Source organism: Aquisalimonas sp. 2447, from assembly GCF_012044895.1.
Lineage (GTDB): Bacteria > Pseudomonadota > Gammaproteobacteria > Nitrococcales > Aquisalimonadaceae > Aquisalimonas.
In genome coordinates this window covers 470,594-491,112 of record NZ_CP050695.1, presented here as the reverse complement: position 1 = coordinate 491,112, position 20,519 = coordinate 470,594, and the positions used below count along the sequence as shown (strand labels likewise).

Sequence of the window (20,519 nt, the reverse complement as noted above, 5' to 3'; positions counted from 1 at the left end):
CAGAGCTGTCGCCATGAGGCGACAAGGCGGGACGGAACACGCATTCCAGCATCGCTTGCCGCTCCTGCAGCTTGGCTTTACATTGGGCTCGCACACGACGCAGCCGCAGTCGCCGCACGGCACAGCATTCCGCGGCAGACGCAGAAGGACAGGCGCATTGACCCAGTTCAGCTGGCCCATCCGGGTCTACTACGAGGACACCGATGCGGGAGGCGTGGTCTACCACGCCAACTACCTCAAGTTCTTCGAGCGGGCGCGCACGGAGTGGCTCCGGGCCCTCGGTTTCGAGCAGGACCAGCTGAAGAGCGAACACGGCGTGCTTTTCGTGGTCCACGACCTGACATTGCGCTTTCACGCCCCGGCCCGGTTCAACGACCAACTGACCGTCACCTGTGATGTCCTCAGGGCACGCGGCGCCAGCATGGATTTCCGGCAGCAGGTCCATGCGCCGGAGCATGCCGGCCTGCTCTGCGAGGCGAAGCTGACCGTGGCGTGCATAGACGAGCAGTTCAAACCCCGCCCGGTGCCCCGGGCGATTCGAGCGGAGATGCAGCATGCAAGGTGAGATGTCCATCCTCCAGCTGGTGCTGGATGCCAGCCTCCTGGTACAGATCGTGATGCTGATCCTGGTGCTGGCGTCGGTGGCCTCCTGGGCGCTGATCTTCCGCAAGCACGCGGTGGTGAGGGACGCCAGCCGCTCGGCGGAGGACTTCGAGGACAGCTTCTGGTCCGGCGGCAATCTCGCCGAAATCTACGCCCGGGTCGGCTCCTCGGACGAGGCGGGTGGCGGCATGGAGCGGATCTTCCGCGCCGGGTTCCGGGAATTCTCGCGCATGCGCAAGCAGGGTGCCTCGCCGGAAGCCCAGGTGGAGGCCTCCCAGCGGGCCATGCGCATCAGCCTGTCCCGGGAGGAGGACGACCTGGAGGCGCACCTGCCCTTCCTCGCCACGGTGGGCTCAACCAGTCCGTACATCGGCCTGTTCGGCACCGTCTGGGGCATCATGAACTCGTTCCGCGCCCTGGGGGGACAGCAGCAGGCGACCCTGGCGGCCGTGGCCCCCGGCATTGCCGAGGCGTTGATCGCCACGGCACTGGGGCTGTTCGCCGCCATCCCGGCCGTCATCGGTTATAACCGCTATGCCAGCTCCGTGGAACGGTTGTGCGGTCGCTACGAAACCTTCATGGAGGAGTTCATCAGCATCCTGCAGCGCCACGCCCACACCCAGGCGGCGCAGCAGCAACAGGACAAACGGTAGATCGCCATGGCCAGAGCCCACCGTGCCAAGCGCAGACCAATGTCGGAGATCAACGTGGTCCCGTACATCGACGTGATGCTGGTGCTGCTGGTCATTTTCATGGTCACCGCACCGCTGCTGTACCAGGGTGTCGACGTGGATCTGCCGCAGGCGGACGCCGAACCGCTCTCCCAGGACGAGCAGGATCCGATCATTGTCACGGTGAACCGGGATGGGGACCTGATGGTCAGTATCGGCACGGACCCGGACGAGCCGGTCAGCGCTGACGAGGTTACTGATCTGGTCAGCCGCGTGATGCGCAACAACCCGGGAACCCCGGTGCTGGTCCGTGGTGACGAGCAGGTGCGCTATGGGCTGGTCCTGGACACCATGGCCATGCTGCAGCGGGCAGGCGTGCCCCAGGTGGGGCTGATGACCCGGCCGCCGTCCGACGATGGCTGATCCCGCCGCAGGTGCCTCCGGGGCGTGGAGATGAACGACTGGCTGAACACATTGTCCTCCTGGCGTTTTGTCGCATACTCGATCGTAGTGCATGCGGTGGTGTTCGCCGTGTTTCTGATCCAGGTCAGCGGCACGCCCACAGTACAGCAGCAGGAACGCCCGGAGATCATCCACGCCGTGGCCATGGACGAGCAATCGGTGATGGAACCCATCGAGGAGCGTCGGCGCGCACAGGAGGCTGCGCGCCAGCAGGCGGAGGAGGCCCGCCGACGGGAAGAGGCCGAGGCGGAACGCCAGCGCCAGGAGGAAGCGCAGCGCCAGCGCGAAGAGGAAGAACGCCGCCAGCAGGAGGAACAGCGGCAGCAGGAAGCCGAGGAGCGCGCCCGGCGCGAGGCGGAACAGGAACGGCAGCGCCAGGAAGAGGCGGAGCAGCGCCGCCGCGAGGAAGAGGCAGAGCAACAGCGTCGCGAAGAGGAGCGCCGCCGGGCCGAGGAAGAGGCCGAACGCCAGCGTCAGGAGGAAGAGCGCCGGCGCCAGGAGGAGGAAGAAAGACAGCGACAGGAGGCAGAGGAGCGCCGCCGCCAGGAAGAGGAGGCGGAACGACAGCGCCGGATCGAGGAAGAGCAGCAGCGCCGCGAAGAGGAGGCGGAACAGCGCCGACAGGAAGAGGAAGCCGAGCGGCAGCGCCAGGCAGAGCAGGAACGCCAGGCTGAGGAGCAACGAATGCAACGGCTTGCCGAGCGGGCAACCAGCCGGTTCCCCAGCGTCTGGCAGCGCGAGGTCGAGGACGCCTGGACGCGTCCGCCGGGCGCCGACCGCGGTCTGAGCACGGATGTGCGCGTACGCCTGCGCCCTAACGGTGAAGTGGTCAGCACGGAGATCGCCCGCAGCAGCGGCAGCACCTCCTTCGACCGCTCGGCGGAGAACGCAATCCGGCGTGCGTCGCCGTTGTCAGTCCCGGACGACGAAGACGTCTTCCGCCGTGCCGGCTTCGATCACTTCATTTTCCGATTCAACCCGGACGGATAACCATGCAATCAGGAATGAAAGCTTTCATTGGTGCTGCCCTGGCCCTGGCGCTCGCGCCTGGAGCGGCCAAGGCGGAGCTGGTGGTGGAGATCACCCGTGGCGCGGAAGCGGCGCTACCGATCGCCATCGCCGACTTTGGCGACGACGGTGAGGCACTGCCCGAAGACGTGTCCGCCATCATCCGCGACAACCTCCTGCGCAGCGGCCAGTTCGACCCCCTGCCCCGGGAGGAGTTTATCGACAACCCCACCCGCGGTGACGACGTTCGTTTCGAGAACTGGCGGGCACTGGGCGTGGATAACCTGGTGGTGGGTGAAACCCGCCGTGACGGCGACGACTACCAGGTCCGCTATGAGCTGCTGGACGTATTCACCGGCGATCGCATGCTGGGGCGCAGCTACAGCGTCAGCCAGGCATCGCTGCGCGCCCTGGCACACACCATCAGCGACAATATCTACGAGGAACTGCTGGGCCGCCCTGGCGCTTTTAATACCATGGTGGCCTACGTGGCCATCGATGAGAGCAACGGCGAGCGCGAATTCCAGCTCATCGTCGCCGACGCCGACGGCCACGACCCGCAATCCATCCTCAGCTCGTCTGAACCCCTGCTGTCGCCCACCTGGTCACCGGACCGCGAGCGCATCGCCTACGTCTCCTTCGAGGACCGCCGTTCCGAGATCTTCGTCCAGAACATCCGCACCGGCGAACGCGATCGTATTGCCAGTTTCCGCGGACTGAACAGCGCGCCGGCATGGTCCCCCGATGGTCGTCGGATCGCCGTTACACTCTCACGGGACGGTCAGACGGACATCTACAGTCTCGACGCGGAGACCGGGGAAACCACCCGTCTCACCGATCATCATGCCATCGATACCGAGGCAGCCTGGGGGCCGGACGGCGAGCACCTCTACTTCACCTCGGACCGTGGTGGCAGCCCGCAAATCTATCGGGCAGACGCCGACGGCGGCAATGTGCAGCGCATCACCTTCGAGGGCAATTACAATGCCTCGCCGGACATCTCCCCGGACGGCGAGCGGCTGGCCATGGTCCACCGGGGTGACAATGGCTTCCAGATCGCCGTGCTGGACCTGGACAGCGAACGGTTCCGGGTCATGAGCCAGGGGCCGCACGACGAAAGCCCGAGCTTCGCACCCAACGGCGCCATGGTGGTGTATGCAACTCGCGAGGACGGCATGGGTGTGCTGGGCACCGTGTCGCTGTTCGGGGAGGCGCGGCACATCATGGCCACGGAAGGGCGCAACCTGCGCGAACCGGCCTGGTCACCAAACTGACTCTTTCAACGACAATCGAAACGCGAGAGGTAGCAACCATGGCAAGGCAGCACAAGCCGTTCAACTGGATTCTGATCGCCGCACTGGCGCTGGCACTGAGCGCCTGTGCCGTACTCGAGGACGAGGAACGGGTCGACGACCGTGACGAGATGACCGAGGAAGAGCGCGAGCGCGCCGCAGAGGAGGAGCGCAGGGACACCGCCGTATGGGCCATGGGTGACCGCGACGCCCTGGAAGGCGAGGAGCTGGATATGGCGCTGGAGGATCCGGACAGCCCCATATCCCAGCGCACTGTCCATTTCGCTTTTGACAGCAGCGAGATCCGCGACGAGGATATGCCCATTCTCGAGTCGCACGGCGAATTCCTGGCCAACCACCCCGCCCAGCGCATCGTCATCGAGGGTCACACCGACGAACGCGGAGCCAGGGAATACAATCTGGCCCTGGGTGAGCGGCGTGCCGAGGCCGTCAAGCAGATTCTGGTGCTCAACGGTGCCGGGGAAGACCAGCTGGACGTCGTGAGTTACGGCGAAGAGAGCCCGGTGGCCTCCGGCAGCGATGAAGAGGCCTACGCGCAGAACCGGCGGGCAGAGTTGCTGTACCGCCGCTGATCCACGGGGTATCACCATGATGCAGTCAGCACCAGCCAAGCGCCTCCGTCCCGGCCTGTTCGCCGTGGCGGCGACCGTCGTCGGACTCAGCCTGGGCATCGGCCAGGCTACCGCCGATGATGACCTGGAGCGACGCGTCGAGCGCATGGAGCGGCTGCTCGACTCCGGGGCGCTCTCGGATCTGGCCAACCGCCAGGAACGCCTGCGCCGCGAAGTCTCGGAGCTGGTCGGGCAGATGGAGACGCTGCAGCGGGACATGGACGAACTCCGTCGGCAGCAGCGGAACCTGTTCGAGGACCTGGATGATCGGCTCATGGAGCTGGAACAGGCCGGCGTGGCGGCGCAGGAACCGGACGTGCCGGATACGCCGGCACTGGACGCCGAACTCGAAGGCGGGCCGGAGGACGCGACCCCACCGGAGGACGATGACGCCATGGAGGCCGCCGCCGACGATGACGGCGATGCGGCGGACGCCTACTCTGCCGCGTTCGACCTGCTGCGCGACGGCGACTACCGGCGGGCGGCGGACGGCTTCCGCGACGTGCTGGACAACCACCCGGACAGCGACTATGCCGACAACGCCCGCTACTGGCTGGCGGAGACGTACTACGTGGTCCGCGACTTCGACGAAGCCATGGAACACTTCCAGGAGATCGTTGACGATCCGGATAGCGGCAAGCACGCGGATGCCCTGCTCAAGGCCGGCTACATCCATTACGAGCGCGCGGAGTGGGATCACGCACGGACAAGGCTGGAGCAGGTCCGTGACGACTACCCCGACAGCACGGTGGCGAACCTGGCGGGCAGTCGGCTCGAGCAGATGGACGACCAAGGCAGGTAGCGCCCGAGATCATGACCGAAACCACTGACACGGTGCGCCTGCGCATCACCGAGATCTTCCATTCCCTGCAGGGGGAAGCCCGCACGGTGGGCTGGCCCACGGTGTTCGTGCGCCTGACCGGCTGCCCGCTGCGCTGCCACTACTGCGACACCGCCTACGCCTTCCACGGGGGCGACACCCGCGGGCTGCCCGAAATTCTCGCCACGGTGCAGCAGTACGGCAGCCGGCATGTCACCGTCACCGGCGGCGAGCCCCTGGCCCAGCGCAAGGGGTGCCTGGCGCTGCTGCAATCCCTGGTGGACGCCGGCCACGACGTGTCCCTGGAGACCTCCGGCGCCATGGACATCAGCGGCATCGACCCCGCCGTGAGCCGGGTGGTGGATCTCAAGACCCCCGCCTCCGGTGAACAGACGCGTAACCGCTGGGAGAACATCGAGCTGCTCACCCGCAACGACCAGGTCAAGTTCGTCCTCTGTGGCCGCGACGACTACGACTGGGCCTGTCAGGTGCTGCGCGACTACCAACTGGCAGAGCGCTGCGAAGTACTGTTCTCCCCCAGCTTCGGCCAGCTCTCCGGCCGTGACCTGGCGGACTGGGTGGTGGCCGATGCCCTGCCGGTACGCTTCCAGCTGCAACTGCACAAAATCCTGTGGGGCGATGAACCAGGACGCTGATCACCGGGCGGGCGACCGCAATGCGGTGGTTCTGCTTTCCGGGGGACTCGATTCCGCAACCGTGCTCGCCATGGCCAGCGCCAAGGGTTACCGGTGCCACGCCATCAGCTTCGATTACGGCCAGCGCCATCGCGCCGAGCTCGATGCCTGCCAGCGCGTGGCCGCCTCCCTGGGCGCAGTGGACCACCGCACCGTGAAACTGGATCTCGCCGCCATCGGTGGCTCGGCACTCACCGACGCCAGCATCGACGTGCCGGAGACCCCCACCGAAGGCATCCCCATCACCTACGTGCCCGCGCGCAACACCGTGTTCCTGTCCCTGGCCCTGGGCTACGCCGAGGTCATCGGGGCCTTCGATCTGTTCATCGGCGTCAACGCCGTGGACTACTCCGGCTACCCGGACTGCCGACCCGAGTTCATCCGTGCCTTCGAGACCACGGCGAACCTGGCCACCCGGGCAGGCACCGAGGGCGGTGAAGCCTTCCGCATTCACGCGCCGCTGAGCGAGCGCAGCAAGGCGGAGATCATCCTGCGCGGCACCGAACTGGGGGTGGATTACGCCCAGACCGTTTCCTGTTACCAGGCCGACGCCGAGGGCCGCGCCTGTGGCCGCTGCGACTCCTGTCGCCTGCGTGCCGAGGGGTTCCGCAACGCCTGCCTCGCCGACCCCACCCGTTACCGCCCGGATGCAGTCCGCGACGTTTGACAGGCCTGGCTGTTCGGGTATGATTCGCGGCGGTCGGGCCGTTAGCTCAGTTGGTAGAGCATCGGACTTTTAATCCGCTGGTCGCTGGTTCGAATCCAGCACGGCCCACCAGTTTCCCAAATGACTACAGTGAGTTACATCACCTCCCTCAGCTCGCCGGCTGAAGCCCCTTCGCCGGCGTGACTATATCGTGACTCATCGCCGTCAAGCCGGCTGACCGCAGCCCGCACGTTATCCGGCGCAAGATGGGCATACCGCTCGGTCATCGTGATGCTGGCATGGCCGAGCAGATCCCTAACTTCAGGCAGCGGCACCCCCGCCGACACCAGCCAAGCGGCGCAGGTATGCCGGAGGTCGTGGATCCTGAAGTCCTCAATGCCGGCCCTGGCGCATGCAAGCTTGAAGCTGCGTTGCAACCACTCGAGCCGCTCACCGTTCTTGCGGCAGAATACCCACGGCGTTCCCGGACAGTGCCTGGCCCGGTACCTCGCCCTGGACAGGATGGCCCGCCGGGCGGTCTGGTTCAGCGGGACACTCCTGCGTTTCGCGGCCTTGGTGTGGTGGGCCTCCAGGTGGATCAGTCCAGCTGAGAGGTCCACCCGCCGCCACTCAAGCCCCAGCAGTTCACCGGACCGGCAACCTGTGTGCAGGGCCGTGACAATGAAGTCCGCGAGGTAGGGCGATCTGGCGATACCCCTGGCCGCCTGCACCAGCGCGGCCGCCTCCGACCGGGTGATCCAGCGGATCCGGCCCTCCGGCTCACGCAGCTTCCGACCGGCAACCGGGTTCGGCAGGCCCCACTCCCAGTCGCGATTTGCCAGGTTGATCGCTGCTGACAGCAGGGCCAGCTCCCGGTTAACCGTCGCCGGCGCCACACCCTCCGCCCTGCGTTCCGTCATGTAGCGGTTGATTTCCGCCGGACGGAGCGTATTCATCACCGCCCCGGTGAAATACCGCCGCAGCTGCCTTGCACGCGTGAGGTCATCCCTGTGGCTCCGTTTGTCGCGACGGGCCCGCAGATACTCCAGCATCAGCTCATCGAAGCTCTTGGGAGGCACTTCTTCCCAGTGACGGGCCCGATACGCCTCTAGCCGCCATTTCGCGAGGAGCGCTTCCGCCTCTTTCCTTCCCTCCTGTGATTTCCTGACGCCAGTAGAGCGTCTAACTCTCTTTCCGTTTGCGTCGGTGAACGACGCCCAGTAACAGGGAGAATCCGAACGTTCGTAGATTCCGTCCTGATCGCTCCGCTTGTTGCGCTTCGGCATGTGCCTTGACCTCCCTTCTCAAGCACATCCGGCCCCGCGCACCGCTCAGTATGCGTCAGGGACATTTGCCCGGTCACCCACTCCCTGACCGAATGCGCCGGCACCCTGCGGGCCCGTCCGACGTACACCACGGGCAGCTCACCGGTCTCCTGCAGACGGCGTATGGTGCGTGGCGATACCGCCATGGCCCGGGCGGCCTGCTCCAGCGTCCACAACACGGGATCACCCATCAGCGGTCCCTCCATGGTCCGACGCCACTTGCCGGAGCCGTTCGGTCAGCCACCGTACGCGGCCGGCCAGCGCGTGCAGCCCCGCACCACCGCGGCCTGGAACGCCGGCGGCGTCGAGCACAACGCACACACGCCCGACTTCCTCGCGCAGCGTTCCAAGCCGGGTCCAGTCCTCGGGCCACCCGCGCCAGAGGCAGACCGCCTGCTGCCAGTCCGGCCCCAAGCGATGCCAGGCCTCCACCGGATCATAGGCATGCGGAAGAAGGTCGTAGCGGTCCGCGGCGAGGGCCACATAACAGCGCTGCCCCGCAGAGAGGCAACCAAGCTCGCCCTGTTCTTCCCCGGCGTCGGCTTGTTGGCCACGCAACCGCGCCACCATTCCTTCCAATCTTCTATCCATGCGCCCTCCCCGCCTAGAACGGCACGTCGCCGTCGTAGTCCTGCGCCGGCACCCTGGGCGGAGCGGGCGGCTGGGCCGACTCCTGCTGGTCGCGCGGAAAGACATTCACCCAGCCGTCCCAGCCCGGCAGGCCCACCGGCACCGCGTCGAGCTTGATGCTGGTGCCGCCATCGTCGTGGCGGATCACGGCACCGATGCGCAGCCAGCGGCCCTTCGTGTGCCCCTGGCGATCCTGGTACTCGCCGGTCTTGATGGCGAGGTCATCTGTCGGTCTGGCCATTGCCTTTCTCCTTGGCTTCTGGGGTAACGCGGCGGACCAGGTAGGCCCGGCCCGCACGGAGGATCACATCGCAGCCCATGCCCCGGGCCGCGGCCACGACGGCCGCGAGCCGGGCCCTGGGCTGCACCACGGCGAGCACACGCACGATCAGAACTCCGGATCGTCCATGGACTGGCCCGGCTCGTCGTGCAGGGCCCAGCCAGGCAGCCGGATCTCCTGCACGCTCTCCGGATAACCGGGCCACCGGCCCGAGCGCCGGCATTCGCTGTACAAGGCCAACGCCCGGCGATAGAGCTCGCGTCCTCGGGCCAGCGTCTCCGCGTCGGCCCGGTACACAGCGACGGCATGCGGTTGCTCCGACTCCACGGCGATCCAATACCAAGGCAGCGTTTCGCCGGTAACGGAACCCACCACGTCCACATAGAGCGCCGCCTGCAGGTGATACCGCATCTGGGCGACCTGGCGGGCAAACCCGGCCGGACCGGCGTCGCGGGTCGTCTTGAGATCCACCAACGCGGCGGGCGCCCACCAGTCGGGGCGGACCTTCACCAATTCCGGGCCTTCCGCGTGCCATAGGCTGCATTCCGCGAGGCCATCGGACAGCAGGCCGGCGGCGGCCGGATGCCCGCGCACCGCCTCGGCCATGGACTCGGCCCGTTCGGCCTGTTCAGCGGTGAGCACCGTGCGCCCGGCCGCCTCCTCCTGGAAGCTGGCCCAGGCTTCGCGGCCGGCCTTGGTGCGCCGATCTACCCGCGGGGCAACGGCGATCTCCCGATCCCACCGCTCCGGCTCAAGAGATGCCGTGTGGACAGCGGTGCCCAGCTTCATCGCCTCACTGGCAGCGGACGGCTGGCGTTCGGGGTCAATATGGCGCGCCCAGCAATGCAGCGGCGAGCGGAGCACGTCCTTGAGAATCGTGGAGCTCACCCCCGGTGCGGCGTGGTAATCGGCGGCGGCCACCCCCGGGTGGATGCCGACGAGATCATGGGTGGTGGTTGCGGTTGCGGTGCTCATGGCGTTTCCTCCGTGAAAGCGCCCGGACGCGGCTCGCCCGGGCTGTGGTCATTGGCTAGGCGCTGGCCGCCCACCCCTCCAGGCGTTCGTCTACCCGCTTGTAGAGCTGGGGCGTGAGTTGATCCAAGTGCTGCACGCGGCCCCTGGTGGCACGGACAACCCAGGACTTCACCCGCTCGCGGTCGAGCCCGAGTTCCTTGATTCGGGCCTCCAGGCGGCGGTGCTGGTTCTGGCTGATGGTGGCCTCAGCGGCGGGCGCCGTGGCCGACTCGGACACCGGCTGGCTTCCCTGGCCCGCCATGTCCTCGAGATCCTGCGTGAAGACCTCGGACAGACCGGCCATGCGGAGCGTGGCGTCAATGTGCGCGGACTTCCCGGCCATCTTCAGGGCCTTGTTCAGGTCGCCGCCGTCCTGCTTGAGGCTGCGCGCCCCAACCCCGTCGGCCACCACGCGGCCCTGGGCGTCGTGGAGTTCACAGCGGATGATGATGTGCTGCAGGGCCACCCCACCGAGTGCCGCCTGCTCGTATTCGTGCAGGGTGGGCATGTGGACGGTAATGCCCAGCATGCCGCAGATTTTCTCCGCGCCCGGCTTCCACAGGCTGGGTTTGCTCGGGCCTCGTTTGGTGGGGATGCACCCGTAGTCCACTCCCTCCACCAGCGCGGAGCGGACCCATTCCATGAGTGCGGCGCGGTTGGACTTGCGGCGATCCAGGCCCTGGCGGAACTGCTCCGCTGGAAGATCCAGCGGATTCACTGCGACCGGGAGGCCCCGGCCCTCGTGCGGGTTCGTTTCGTGGTACTCGACGACTGCGGACATGGCTTCCTCTCCTTGGATCAAGCGACGGCCGAACTCTCGGAACGGGCCGTCGTGCGTTCACCGGGAAACCGGAGCTTCTCCGGCCCCTCGGAACTGAACAACGTCACATGGGTGACACCCTCGCTGGTCTCCAGCGTGATTGTGCGGCTCCAGAAGCACCTGTCCGGCCCTTTCGAGGGAAAGAACCGGACCTCCTCCGCATTGACCTGATCAACGTTATGCAAATGAATGTTCGCCATCCTTGCCTCCCTCTCGTTACGCGCCATGGATCAGAAGGGATCGCCGGCGCCGTCCCACTCAGGCTTTTCCCGCCGCGTTTCCGGCACTGACCCAAACCGCAGCGCCGCCATAAGGTGCTCCCGTGATGGGAGCCGGTCAGACCGCCCGGAAGCGACGGCCTCTGCCTCCGTGAACAGTTCGACCCACTGCCTTTCCTGCTCCACCAGCGCCTGCCAGTTCATCGGCTTCCTCTCTGAATCCCTTTTAGGCATATTTTATATGCTTTTCGGTCATGTCTCAAGCATATCAGGCAGTTGCTCCCAGCGCCGGGCCCGGCTCCAGCACCCCGACAGACCTCCGGACCAGTGGCCTGCGCCGAGGGAGGGCAACTCGCCGGCAACGGGGAACGCGACCACCGGTAGGCCGGCGGCGGCGGCTGCCCTGGCCGCCAGCAGGGACCCGGAGGAGCCGGACGCCAGCCAGACCACCACGGCGCGGCTGGCCGACGCCACCACTGCGCGGGTGCGCCGCGCGAGGCGGACGCGGGCCGGAACCTCCGCGCCACCGCCGGCCCACCAGTTGACGGCGCCGCCGTGACTCCCGTGCGCCAGCACCTCGCGGACCGCCGACACCCCTACGGCTCCGGCACCGCCCGGGCCCCAGGCGGCGAACACCCGACACGCGCCCGGACCCGCGGCCCGGATCGCCGCGGCATCGGCGCCCTGGCTGCAGCCCACCGACAGGCTGAACCCGGCCCGCACGAGCCCCACGGCGACGGCCTCTACCTCAGCCAGAGCCCAAGCGGGAAGGCGCCGGGGCCCGGCAATGGCCACCGACTCAGCCACGGGGCACCCACTCGGCACCGCCCTCACCACGCCGCCGCGCAGGTGCATACCGCGCCGGGGCGGCCACGGGCACCGAGACCGCCCAGACCCGCACGCCACCGGAGCGGCGCGGCCGCAGCGCCACCCGGCAGCCACACCACCACCCCCAGCCCCGGGCGAAGGCCCAGGCCTCGGCGCGCGACGGAAACGCCGCCATGACCACCACCCCGGAGAAGGAACGCCCGGACCCCCGCAGACGCCACCGACAGGCGCCGGACGCCAGGGCCGACCCGACCACGCGCCGCCACCAGACCGCTGTGAGCGGGATACCGCCAAGACCGCGCCCGGCCCGGACCACCATTGCCGCTTCGTTTCCGCCCGACATAGCCACCTCCTCTCCGCTTGGCTTTGTGGAGACGCCGAACACACCGGCGCCGCAACCCCTTACGGGCCACATGCCTAGAGCGGAGGGCAGGAAAAGGCTTGGCTGGCCGCGCACCAGGGGGGTGACGCGCCGGAGAGGCCGTGGCCGGCAACAACCGCGCGGATTGCGAAACGGCTAAGCGGCCAGACAACCGAAGGCTTGGCCTTTTCCTGCCCGGAGCGGCAGGCACAATCGCCATAAGGGTTGGGGCGCGCTACGATCCGGGCCTTGCCTATTCCGGCCGGGATTCCAGAGGACGCTCCTGTTCCTCTAGCGGTCCCGGTGGACTGGAGGTCATTGCATGCGCGATGCGCCCGTGGGCCTCGTCGATCTGCAATGCCATGAGACGGACGGCGCTTGCGATGCGGCAGATTTCTGGATGCGGGGAGTTCGACAGCACGTCAGCCAGGCCGAGAAGTCCGTCGACTGCCTGGGATGCGATGCGTAGGTCGGGGTTCAAGGGGTCCATCCCTGTCTCCTCTAATTGGCAGAGACGAGAGAATATGACTGATAGTCATGTTCTGCAATATCTGTGGCGTTCGGGTGGGCAAGGCAAGGACACGGCTTCGCGCCGCCGGCCAGTGTGGCATTCTGCGCTATGCGTTCCCCGACGGAGGCCAGTCATGTGCGGACGGTTCGTGACCAAGACCGAGGCGGCCATCGAGGCGGCGTTCAACGTGATACCGCGCAACTGGCGGCATGACTTCGCCAGCTACAACGTCGCCCCGACCCAGTCCATACCCGCCGCCAGAGTCGCGGATGGCGCCCGCCATGGCGACATGCTCCGCTGGGGCCTGATCCCGCCGTGGGCGCATGGGCAGCCCACGAAGTACAGCACCATCAACGCAAGGTCGGAGACCATCGAAACGGCCGCCACATATCGTGCGCCGTGGCGCAAAGGTCAGCGTTGCATCATCCCGGCGATCGGCTACTACGAGTGGCAGCAGACCGACAGCGGGAAACAGCCCTACTTCATCCGCCTCGCCGGCGGCGAGCCGTTCGCCTTCGCGGGTCTCTGGGAGTCATCCAGCGCACAGGACGGCACTGCCGTCGAGTCCTGCACCATCATTACGGTGCCGGCCAATCCCATGGTCGCGGAAATCCATGCCAAGGCGCGGATGCCCGCCATGCTGCTGCCCGACGATACCGCCGCCTGGCTGGAGGGAGGCACCGACCAGGCGCGCGCCGCACTGGTGACGTTGCCGGCGGAGCAGATGGACGCATATCCGGTCAGCACGCGCGTGAACTCCCCGCGCAACAACGAGGCGACCCTCCTGGAGAGGGTCGCCTGAACGGCACGGCGGTGGATTTCGGCACGGCGCTCAGGGGCGCAATGCCCCGGCCAGTCGGCCACCGCCGACCGGCCTGCGATCAGACCGCGTCGGCGGACTCCGTGTCGTCGCTAGGGTCCGCACGGCCCAGGAGTTCTTCCCGGACGATGTTCACTTCCCGGGGGGCCTCGATGATGATTCGGACCTGATTTGGTGAGCGGCCGGGAGCCAGGCGGATCCGAACATTATCCCCAATCCAGAGGGCTTCTTCGGCGTTGGTGCGGCGGGTGATAGCGAGCATGCAGACCTCCTTGTCACAGTGACGGCTCATTCATTCAGAGCTTACGGTAAAGCTACCATTATTTTCTGATCGGGCAACCGTTCGGGGCCTTCGCCATACCCAGCATCACGCGACGCCAGAGCGTTAGGAGCATAGGCCTCCCCGATCGGGGGTACCCAACGCAAATGAGCCGGCCGCAGTATCCGGACACCGCTGGGTTCCCGGTCAGAACCGCAAGCTACGGTAGTCAGAGCTACTCACTGCGCAGAACCGTCATTTTTTCTGAGTCTCGGGCATCCGGCTTGATACCCAACAACGTGTACGGGACGTTCTGGATGGAATCAGCGGGAACCCAGTCAACTGTGACGGCTTTATGATCCACTAACCGATGCGCGAGTTAAGCGGCGGCAAACAACCTTCGCGCGCCAGATAAATCGATTGGACGTACACTTCCGCGAGAGATGCGAGAGCCGGCTCCGTGATGGTGACGACTCCTAGACGTACGTTTCCGCTCGTTACTGCATCCCGGCAGGTGAATGGCAGCGACTCGCGCAATCGAAAGTAGTTCTTAGGGTATTGGCGGTAGCCTTGATCATCCACCTCTGGGGTGGAGAGTTTCCCCCAAATTTCTTCGTGGAGATTTTTTCGCGTAGCTTTCCCGACGTAGTACACGTTCCGGTCGGCACTACAAATGAAATATACTCCACTCTCTCGGCCGAACCCTCCTCGCGGAACGCGGGGGTTCTCTTCGGATGTAAGCGGAGAACAATCCGGCACTGGCTCCCCGATAGAAGCGTTGGGGTAGTCGGACAAAATCAGCTTCGATTTAAGAAGAGCGTCAACGCATAGAACGCATTCAGAGTACTTCATTCTGCTCGTACCTCCACTTAACAATCGTTGGCCGCCGGAACCGACATTCCATCAATGTATCGATGTGATGACACCTCGCAGTCAACGGGCGTTCTGCAGGCCGGGGGCGAACCTGCGAAAGTCTAGTCCGCAAATGCGGATCAACACCAACCAATCATTCGACATGCTCCGCACCCTGTAGAAAAGGTGTGCCTATCGGCGGAGGCCCAGGCCGTAACGAGTCGGTCAGTCACCCCTACGAATAGGCAAATCCCGTGTTGCCTATTGACTATCAGGATAGGAGATGAACTGAAGCGTTCGCCTGTCTGTGCAACTTCATCAATTCTGGGTGGAAAGCAGGTAAAAGACACTCATAAGGACACCTGCAGCGACCATGACCGTACCGCCCAAGGTCGCCTTGTCTAAGCCGTGCTTGCGAGTCAGTGCTGCTCGGTGAGCCTTTCGTGCGGACGGATCAAGTCGCACCGCAGCCCGAACTTCTTTCCACGCCAATGTCCATTCCGTGGGGAGCGGGCTTTCGCCTTCACCGGCCCGGAACTCCGCCGCAAGTTCCCGGGGGCGTTGAACACCCGCTGGCTCCCCCTTAGGGAACTGCGCGCGGCCACCAACAACAACGTGACCATGCACAGGCGCACGGTCTCCCACCAGTGCCTTCACAGCCTGAACGTGACCCCAGTTCTGGCGCAGAGGGTTCTGAACTTGGATTGAGCGCCGACCGACGCGCTGCGTCCAGGTCTTCTGCTTGGCGGTGCCAAAGATCCGACCACCGTAGTTCTTGGTCTCAATCACGTGGACACCCTTGCCAGTCAGGTAGAGATGATCAACCTGGGTCATCCCGCCACGGCCATCGGGGAGAATGCAGTCGTGGAGTTCGTCCGTCGCGAGCCCCTTTAGTCGGGCACGAATCGCCAGCTCGCCGACCAGCCCCTTGAGCTTTGGCGCGGCCGCCAGCTTTAGACCGCTGATCAGGAGCGCAGCGGGCACCACCCAGCCCGCCTGGCGCCAGAAGATTTCCAGTAGTTGGGAGCTGTCGATCACGTCACGCCGTCCCTGTCTGAGATCGGTGCAAAGGTTGGCACAATCGCGTGGTCAGTGTCTCGCCCACCGCACCAGGATGGCCGGGTTGATCCACCGCCTTCTTCTTCGCCCGCGTCTGACTGATCAACGGCGCCGCCGTTCGCATCAAGCGGATCTCAGGCTAAGCGGAAGACCGTAGAGGACGCGGACATCACCAGTTAACTATACTCAAGTAGCTAGCCATTCAAGGGGCGATGAAGTGTTTGGTCGAGTTGCCACGATAGCGTTTTGCCTTCTAATCCCAGTAACCGATGCAAAAGCGGAGCCGGATGCCCACTGGGGAGAGCCCGATATAGTTCGTTCTCACTGGAACGGCGTTATGGCTTACGAAGAGGGAGACTACGCTAAAGCGGCCAGCTACTACAGGAAAGCCGCAGAAGGCGGCCACGCCCCCGCTCAGACAGATCTGGGCGATATGTATTATGCCGGTGATGGCATTACCCGAAACCGGCAAAAAGCAGCGAGCTGGTACATGAAAGCAGCGGAGCAACAATACGGGCCGGCACAGCTACGCCTAGGACAGATGCACTTCGACGGTGAAGGAGTTGCTCAACACTATCATGAAGCCGCTGAATGGTATCGTCGAGCCGCAAAGACGGGATTGCCAGAAGCGGCTGTTGAACTTGCTTACATGTATGCAGAGGGCCTCGGCGCGCCAGTAGATCTTATTCAGGCTCACAAATGGGCGAATGTTGCCACTGCGCTTGGGTTCGATGAGGCATCAGAGGCACGGGAATCATTAGCGACCCTAATGAGTTCTGATGAAATCTCGGAGGCGCAAATGCGTGCACAGGACTGGCTAGGGGCCCACATTGATTGAATGATAGGGCTCTGGCTAGATTCTTGGACTGCCGCGGGCGTCTTGGACAAGCAGAGGCTATGAACGGGATGCGGTCAAGCTTAGACGTGCAGCGGGTTGCGAAGCTCGACGTCGCAGCAGGCCCAATGATTCTCCGGTGGCCTGGGGTCGCGGTGTCGAGCTAAGTGTTAGACGTCCCTGTCTAAGGAATCTGTCCGTTAGCGGCCGTGCTGGCGCGTTTCCCCAGTACCGAAGTTCTGATAAGTGCCAGTGGAATTATTGTACTGCCAACGGTTACCGTCCGAGTCGATCCCGCTTTGATTGCCTTGGCCATCGGAACGGTTGGTCCACGTGGACCCGGTGCTCGGGTTGTGTCCGCGTGTGGTCGTCCCGCCCTGGGAATTCGGCGTGGTCCGGTACTGGTTCCCAGAATTCAGGTCATTGGTCGTATTCCCGAACGTGCTCCCGCTCTGTGGAGTATTTCCAAGTTGGCTCTGGTTCTGGTTCGTGTTGCCGAACGTATTTTGGTTTTGGGTCGTGCCGCCGATTTGGCTCTGCTGATTGCCGATCCCCGAGTTGCTTTGCGTGTTCAGCGCCAGCCCAGTCCCGGACATGGCGAGGCCGACCGCAAGCACAATCGCCCGTGTAAGTGACAACATGACTAACACCTCTTGAATAGCGCACCTCCGTTCAGCGTATTGCCCACCCCCTTACCATGCAATCCCTCGGCTACCGGGCTATTCGGCATTAAACACGGCTGAGATTGCGAAGCGGGATGCCCGAAGGCAGAGCACATCCCGGCGGCCGGGTTGGCGAGGTTAGACAAATGGTGGCCGGGGCGGGCGCGAGCCGGAGGCGGGACAAGGCAGCGGAGTGCGGCGCAGCGCCCGGCCGGGCGGGCTTGGGCCAGATGGCGAGCCAGAGCGGCCCCGATGGCTGATACATGACGCGAACGGACCCAGCAGCACTAAGCCGGGCCGGGCTGTTGCGCCGCGCGGAGCGGGCCCGCGAGGGCGGCGTCTGGGAGGGCACGAAGCCGCGGCGGAGCTTGCGGAGCGGCGGCGGGGTGGGTCTCGGCAAGGCTTTTCCCAGAGCCGGGTTGGTCAGGCTGGAATCAGACTTCGACGTATTAAACAGGTGAAGGCGGGAAACGGCCTGGTTCAGGGTCACTCCTCGCAGACGACCCCGGAATCGACGATCTCCTCCAGGCGCCCTCCCCCGATCCCGCCAACCTCCCGGAGCCCCGCCACCGACGCCCAGGGCCGCCCATCAATAATATCCTCAGCGCGTGCGGGGCCAACGTGCGGCAGCCGCTCCAGGTCTTCGACCGATGCCTCGTTGATGTCCACACATTCGGGCTCCGGCGGCGGTTCGCCGTCGGCGCTCACCCTGTTCGGCACCCGGAGCTCACCGGTGCGCGGCGGGTGTAGTTCCGTATCACCAAGGATCGCGTACACCGGCGCATGGTCGGAGACATGGGCCCGTGCCTTCTCGTGGCTCCAGTAATGCGGCGTCGTCTCGGTGAGCAGCGCAGGGAAATCCTCGACCCCCGCCGCCGTGATGGGCAGATCGTGATCCAGCGGCACCAGGATATTGTCGTAGATATTCGCGAATTCGCGGTCGTTCGTGGACAGCGTCGTCGCCCCATCGGTGACCAGCGGTTCCGCGACCTCCCACATCGACTCCCAGGCATCATGGCCGGGGCGCAGGTTGAAGTCGCCGAACAGGATCCGGCTGTCCGCGTCGTCCGGGTAGACCTCCGCAAGCCAGTCCCAGTAATGCCGAAGTGCGCGGATCTCCGGCGTGCGGTCGCTGAGGGTATCGCCGTAGACGATATGCACGGTGGCGGCCACAAAGGTCCAATCCGAATCCTTTGCGCGGAACGGCGCCGCGAACGGCTCCCGTGCGAAGCGGTCGCGCTCATCGATGTAGGTGGTTGCGCCGCCGGTGTATTCGACGGCTTCGTCCCGCCAGATGAAGGCGTACTTCTCCCGGTAGCTGCTCTCGCCCAGCGGCGCTGAGTTCAGGGATTCCCAATCCTCGCCCGTCTTCCGTTCCAACGCGTCGACCAGGCGCTCCAGGGCGTCGGCGTTCATCAGCTCTTGGATGGCAACGACGTCGAACCGGGCGCTGACCCTGGCCACCGCCTCGTAGCTTTTGTCGTTGTCCCACCCCAGGTGCTGGATGTTCCAGGAAGCCAGGCGCACCTCGGCTCCTGCCACCACGGTGGTCAGCAGGAAAACCGCGAATGTGATGGTTCGGATGAAGCCAGTTCTTCTCATGCCGGAAGCCTACGGCATCTTCGTCAGTCAGCGTGAGCGTCGCGGTCGGCCGGGAGTGATCCAAACGCCAGGGCGGGGACGGTGCCGGCGGGCCCTAGGCTGGTGTGGTTGTTCCAGAACAGAGAAAGGCCGCAGGGATCGGGAGGCGGGAACGCACAGCGCCGTGCGACGGCAGGCCGGGCCGGGCGGGGCTGCGGTGGCGACGCGCCAGGCCGAACGCCAAGGCAGCACTTGGGCCTGCGAGCCGGGCCCGGCCAGACGACGCGCAAGCGATACCGAAGAGACCGGCGGCCGGAACCTGGGCACGGAGCCGCGGCGGAGCATGCGCAGGCCGCGTCAGCGTGCCGGAGCAGCGCGGAGCGGCGGCGGGGTAGGCTCGCGACCCGGCGTGTCCAGCGCCGGGCTGGTGTGGTCGGCAAACCGCTTCCGGATCTGGTCGGCATATGGAGGCGGTCAAGGGTAGCGGAGTGCGAAGCAGCGGCCCGGCTGGGCGGGCCGGGATACTGCCGGAGCGCCTGGATTGGCTACTGAACCCGCCGGGTCTTCGTGGGCCACTGCGGCACATGGCCGAGGCGAGCCTTTTGCGGAGCGGTGGGGGTGGGGTTACAGCCGTACGGAATCACAATGCAAGTACCCGTGGGCTGCCTCTTGGAATGGCGCCCAAACTGGCGATCATCTTGGCCCTAACCACTCACATTCGTTCGAACCAATAAACGAACCCCAACATCCCGAAAAGCATGATCCATGCCCAGAGAATCAGCCGGAACCCATCATCGAGACCATTCCGGAACGCCATAAAAACACAGAAAAAACCCCAAACAACAATAACCCAAAACGCATCCGTTGAATCCATTTTAGAAACCCATTTTAATAGGAAATATGAGTGATAAGTGATCAAATGCAAGGGCCTTTGAACCACAAGAAACCTGGCACAGCGACTCAACGCAGGAGGCGTTAAGATTAATTGTCTCCAAGACCTTACTCATCAAGACCAGGTTTCACATTATTCCCAGCCAAACCTCCTATAATGAAGCCAAGGGCCAAGAAAAGAAACGTCCCGGACTCCGCCCCTCCTCCGTGCGCAATACCGACACTAGAGCCTACGATAGCACCAACGATAGCCCCAATAACCCCAAACACCCAACCATACTTTTCAAGATTGAAGATTAGAGTGACAAGGAAAAGAATCAGAAACACCATAAACCAATCATACATTCTGATTAACTCCAATTACTTCGCAAAACAAGGCTCCGCGGGAAGGTCGCGCTCATTGACCTAGGTGGTCGCACCGCCGGTGTAGCAGCCCCTCAATCTCCTTCAGAACCTCTTCCCTTCATCCCGGAATCGGAGCTGTTGGCTAACGGCGGCCTGTATTCGCCCCTCTGGCGCCTCCGGGTGAATCTCTCGGGCCTTGGCAAGAACAGCGTCCTTGGAGCCGAATTCGGAGAGATCGCCAAGCTCCTCCCACCCTATGGCGACAATACCCTTATCCAAGAAGTCATCGGCCAACCGGCCGCCCCTGGCGGCGCGAACCATCCATCCAGCCGTGTTGCTGGCACTCATTTGTCCCCCCCGATCAGAACAACGAATCTTCCACTCCTACCGCAGCCACCA

28 protein-coding genes, 1 tRNA gene and 1 pseudogene are annotated in these 20,519 nt (G+C 64.9%); 12 read left to right on the top strand and 18 right to left on the bottom strand.

Annotated features, from left to right (window positions below; genetic code table 11):
• Window positions 1-157: 157 nt before the first annotated feature.
• The 10 genes from ybgC (at window position 158) to KU884_RS02205 (ending at window position 6,961) form a co-directional block, all read left to right on the top strand.
• Window positions 158-565, top strand: coding sequence for a tol-pal system-associated acyl-CoA thioesterase (ybgC, locus tag KU884_RS02250; RefSeq protein ID WP_254432148.1), 408 nt, complete (start codon window positions 158-160; stop codon window positions 563-565).
• Window positions 555-1,256, top strand: a complete 702-nt coding sequence (gene tolQ, locus KU884_RS02245; protein ID WP_167781097.1) for a protein TolQ — start codon at window positions 555-557, stop codon at window positions 1,254-1,256. The genes ybgC and tolQ overlap by 11 nt, the downstream gene beginning before the upstream one ends.
• A 6-nt stretch (window positions 1,257-1,262) precedes the next feature.
• Window positions 1,263-1,697, top strand: coding sequence for a protein TolR (tolR, locus tag KU884_RS02240; protein WP_167781096.1), 435 nt, complete (start codon window positions 1,263-1,265; stop codon window positions 1,695-1,697).
• Window positions 1,698-1,727: 30 nt separating this feature from the next.
• Window positions 1,728-2,726: a cell envelope integrity protein TolA gene (gene tolA / locus KU884_RS02235; RefSeq protein WP_167781095.1), complete on the top strand. Its 999-nt coding sequence runs from the start codon at window positions 1,728-1,730 to the stop codon at window positions 2,724-2,726.
• Window positions 2,727-2,740: 14 nt separating this feature from the next.
• Window positions 2,741-4,018 carry a Tol-Pal system beta propeller repeat protein TolB gene (gene tolB, locus KU884_RS02230; RefSeq protein WP_167781094.1) on the top strand — a complete coding sequence of 426 codons (1,278 nt, stop codon included), beginning with the start codon at window positions 2,741-2,743 and terminating at the stop codon, window positions 4,016-4,018.
• A 38-nt stretch (window positions 4,019-4,056) separates the two neighbouring features.
• A complete protein-coding gene (pal, locus tag KU884_RS02225) occupies window positions 4,057-4,629 on the top strand; it encodes a peptidoglycan-associated lipoprotein Pal (protein ID WP_167781093.1) in 573 nt (190 codons plus the stop codon).
• Between the two features lie 16 nt (window positions 4,630-4,645).
• On the top strand, window positions 4,646-5,470 hold the full coding sequence (gene ybgF, locus KU884_RS02220) for a tol-pal system protein YbgF (protein ID WP_167781092.1): 825 nt from the start codon (window positions 4,646-4,648) through the stop codon (window positions 5,468-5,470).
• A gap of 11 nt (window positions 5,471-5,481) precedes the next feature.
• Complete coding sequence (gene queE, locus KU884_RS02215; protein ID WP_167781091.1) at window positions 5,482-6,144, top strand: 7-carboxy-7-deazaguanine synthase QueE; 663 nt, start codon at window positions 5,482-5,484, stop codon at window positions 6,142-6,144.
• Window positions 6,128-6,850: a 7-cyano-7-deazaguanine synthase QueC gene (queC, locus tag KU884_RS02210; RefSeq protein WP_167781090.1), complete on the top strand. Its 723-nt coding sequence runs from the start codon at window positions 6,128-6,130 to the stop codon at window positions 6,848-6,850. Before queE ends, queC begins: the two co-directional genes overlap by 17 nt.
• Window positions 6,851-6,885: 35 nt before the next feature.
• Window positions 6,886-6,961 (top strand) — tRNA-Lys (locus KU884_RS02205).
• A gap of 23 nt (window positions 6,962-6,984) precedes the next feature.
• On the opposite strand, the gene KU884_RS02200 is transcribed toward KU884_RS02205, so the two are convergent.
• The 12 genes and pseudogenes from KU884_RS02200 to KU884_RS02150 form a co-directional block, all read right to left on the bottom strand.
• Window positions 6,985-8,115: a site-specific integrase gene (locus KU884_RS02200; protein WP_167781089.1), complete on the bottom strand. Its 1,131-nt coding sequence runs from the start codon at window positions 8,113-8,115 to the stop codon at window positions 6,985-6,987.
• Between the two features lie 125 nt (window positions 8,116-8,240).
• Window positions 8,241-8,300: pseudogene (locus KU884_RS19205) on the bottom strand (hypothetical protein); the annotation flags it as partial.
• Between the two features lie 37 nt (window positions 8,301-8,337).
• The gene (locus KU884_RS02195) at window positions 8,338-8,745 is read right to left on the bottom strand and encodes a hypothetical protein (RefSeq protein WP_167781088.1); all 408 of its coding nucleotides are present in this window, start codon (window positions 8,743-8,745) and stop codon (window positions 8,338-8,340) included.
• Window positions 8,746-8,758: 13 nt separating this feature from the next.
• A complete protein-coding gene (locus KU884_RS02190) occupies window positions 8,759-9,025 on the bottom strand; it encodes a hypothetical protein (protein WP_167781087.1) in 267 nt (88 codons plus the stop codon).
• The gene (locus KU884_RS02185; protein ID WP_167781086.1) at window positions 9,006-9,170 is read right to left on the bottom strand and encodes a hypothetical protein; all 165 of its coding nucleotides are present in this window, start codon (window positions 9,168-9,170) and stop codon (window positions 9,006-9,008) included. Before KU884_RS02185 ends, KU884_RS02190 begins: the two co-directional genes overlap by 20 nt.
• A 2-nt stretch (window positions 9,171-9,172) precedes the next feature.
• On the bottom strand, window positions 9,173-10,039 hold the full coding sequence (locus KU884_RS02180; protein ID WP_167781085.1) for a PD-(D/E)XK nuclease-like domain-containing protein: 867 nt from the start codon (window positions 10,037-10,039) through the stop codon (window positions 9,173-9,175).
• A 55-nt stretch (window positions 10,040-10,094) separates the two neighbouring features.
• Window positions 10,095-10,859 (bottom strand): hypothetical protein, encoded by a 765-nt coding sequence (locus KU884_RS02175; protein WP_167781084.1) that lies wholly within the window; start codon window positions 10,857-10,859, stop codon window positions 10,095-10,097.
• A gap of 17 nt (window positions 10,860-10,876) precedes the next feature.
• Window positions 10,877-11,098, bottom strand: a complete 222-nt coding sequence (locus KU884_RS02170; RefSeq protein WP_167781083.1) for a hypothetical protein — start codon at window positions 11,096-11,098, stop codon at window positions 10,877-10,879.
• Between the two features lie 30 nt (window positions 11,099-11,128).
• Window positions 11,129-11,320: a hypothetical protein gene (locus KU884_RS02165; protein WP_167781082.1), complete on the bottom strand. Its 192-nt coding sequence runs from the start codon at window positions 11,318-11,320 to the stop codon at window positions 11,129-11,131.
• Between the two features lie 48 nt (window positions 11,321-11,368).
• Entirely contained in the window at window positions 11,369-11,923 is a 555-nt protein-coding gene (locus KU884_RS02160; protein WP_167781081.1) for a DNA-processing protein DprA, read from the bottom strand.
• Complete coding sequence (locus KU884_RS02155) at window positions 11,916-12,287, bottom strand: hypothetical protein (RefSeq protein ID WP_167781080.1); 372 nt, start codon at window positions 12,285-12,287, stop codon at window positions 11,916-11,918. Before KU884_RS02155 ends, KU884_RS02160 begins: the two co-directional genes overlap by 8 nt.
• Window positions 12,288-12,558: 271 nt before the next feature.
• Entirely contained in the window at window positions 12,559-12,795 is a 237-nt protein-coding gene (locus KU884_RS02150; protein ID WP_167781079.1) for a hypothetical protein, read from the bottom strand.
• A 169-nt stretch (window positions 12,796-12,964) separates the two neighbouring features.
• Here KU884_RS02150 and KU884_RS02145 point away from each other — a divergent pair, with 169 nt between their 5' ends.
• Window positions 12,965-13,618, top strand: a complete 654-nt coding sequence (locus tag KU884_RS02145) for an SOS response-associated peptidase (RefSeq protein ID WP_167781078.1) — start codon at window positions 12,965-12,967, stop codon at window positions 13,616-13,618.
• A 79-nt stretch (window positions 13,619-13,697) separates the two neighbouring features.
• On the opposite strand, the gene KU884_RS02140 is transcribed toward KU884_RS02145, so the two are convergent.
• Together KU884_RS02140 and KU884_RS02135 are read right to left on the bottom strand one after the other, a co-directional pair.
• Complete coding sequence (locus KU884_RS02140; RefSeq protein ID WP_167781077.1) at window positions 13,698-13,898, bottom strand: carbon storage regulator; 201 nt, start codon at window positions 13,896-13,898, stop codon at window positions 13,698-13,700.
• A gap of 1,167 nt (window positions 13,899-15,065) precedes the next feature.
• On the bottom strand, window positions 15,066-15,785 hold the full coding sequence (locus KU884_RS02135; RefSeq protein ID WP_167781076.1) for a nuclease-related domain-containing protein: 720 nt from the start codon (window positions 15,783-15,785) through the stop codon (window positions 15,066-15,068).
• 358 nt (window positions 15,786-16,143) lie between these two features.
• Between KU884_RS02135 and KU884_RS02130 the strand changes: the two genes are divergently transcribed.
• Window positions 16,144-16,644 carry a tetratricopeptide repeat protein gene (locus tag KU884_RS02130; protein WP_167781075.1) on the top strand — a complete coding sequence of 167 codons (501 nt, stop codon included), beginning with the start codon at window positions 16,144-16,146 and terminating at the stop codon, window positions 16,642-16,644.
• Window positions 16,645-16,841: 197 nt separating this feature from the next.
• On the opposite strand, the gene KU884_RS02125 is transcribed toward KU884_RS02130, so the two are convergent.
• From KU884_RS02125 to KU884_RS02110, 4 genes are all read right to left on the bottom strand, one after another.
• A complete protein-coding gene (locus KU884_RS02125) occupies window positions 16,842-17,282 on the bottom strand; it encodes a hypothetical protein (RefSeq protein ID WP_167781074.1) in 441 nt (146 codons plus the stop codon).
• Between the two features lie 507 nt (window positions 17,283-17,789).
• Window positions 17,790-18,905: a helix-hairpin-helix domain-containing protein gene (locus KU884_RS02120; RefSeq protein ID WP_167781073.1), complete on the bottom strand. Its 1,116-nt coding sequence runs from the start codon at window positions 18,903-18,905 to the stop codon at window positions 17,790-17,792.
• A 978-nt stretch (window positions 18,906-19,883) separates the two neighbouring features.
• Window positions 19,884-20,120 (bottom strand): hypothetical protein, encoded by a 237-nt coding sequence (locus tag KU884_RS02115; RefSeq protein ID WP_167781072.1) that lies wholly within the window; start codon window positions 20,118-20,120, stop codon window positions 19,884-19,886.
• A gap of 102 nt (window positions 20,121-20,222) precedes the next feature.
• Window positions 20,223-20,468 (bottom strand): hypothetical protein, encoded by a 246-nt coding sequence (locus tag KU884_RS02110; protein WP_167781071.1) that lies wholly within the window; start codon window positions 20,466-20,468, stop codon window positions 20,223-20,225.
• Window positions 20,469-20,519: the final 51 nt, after the last annotated feature.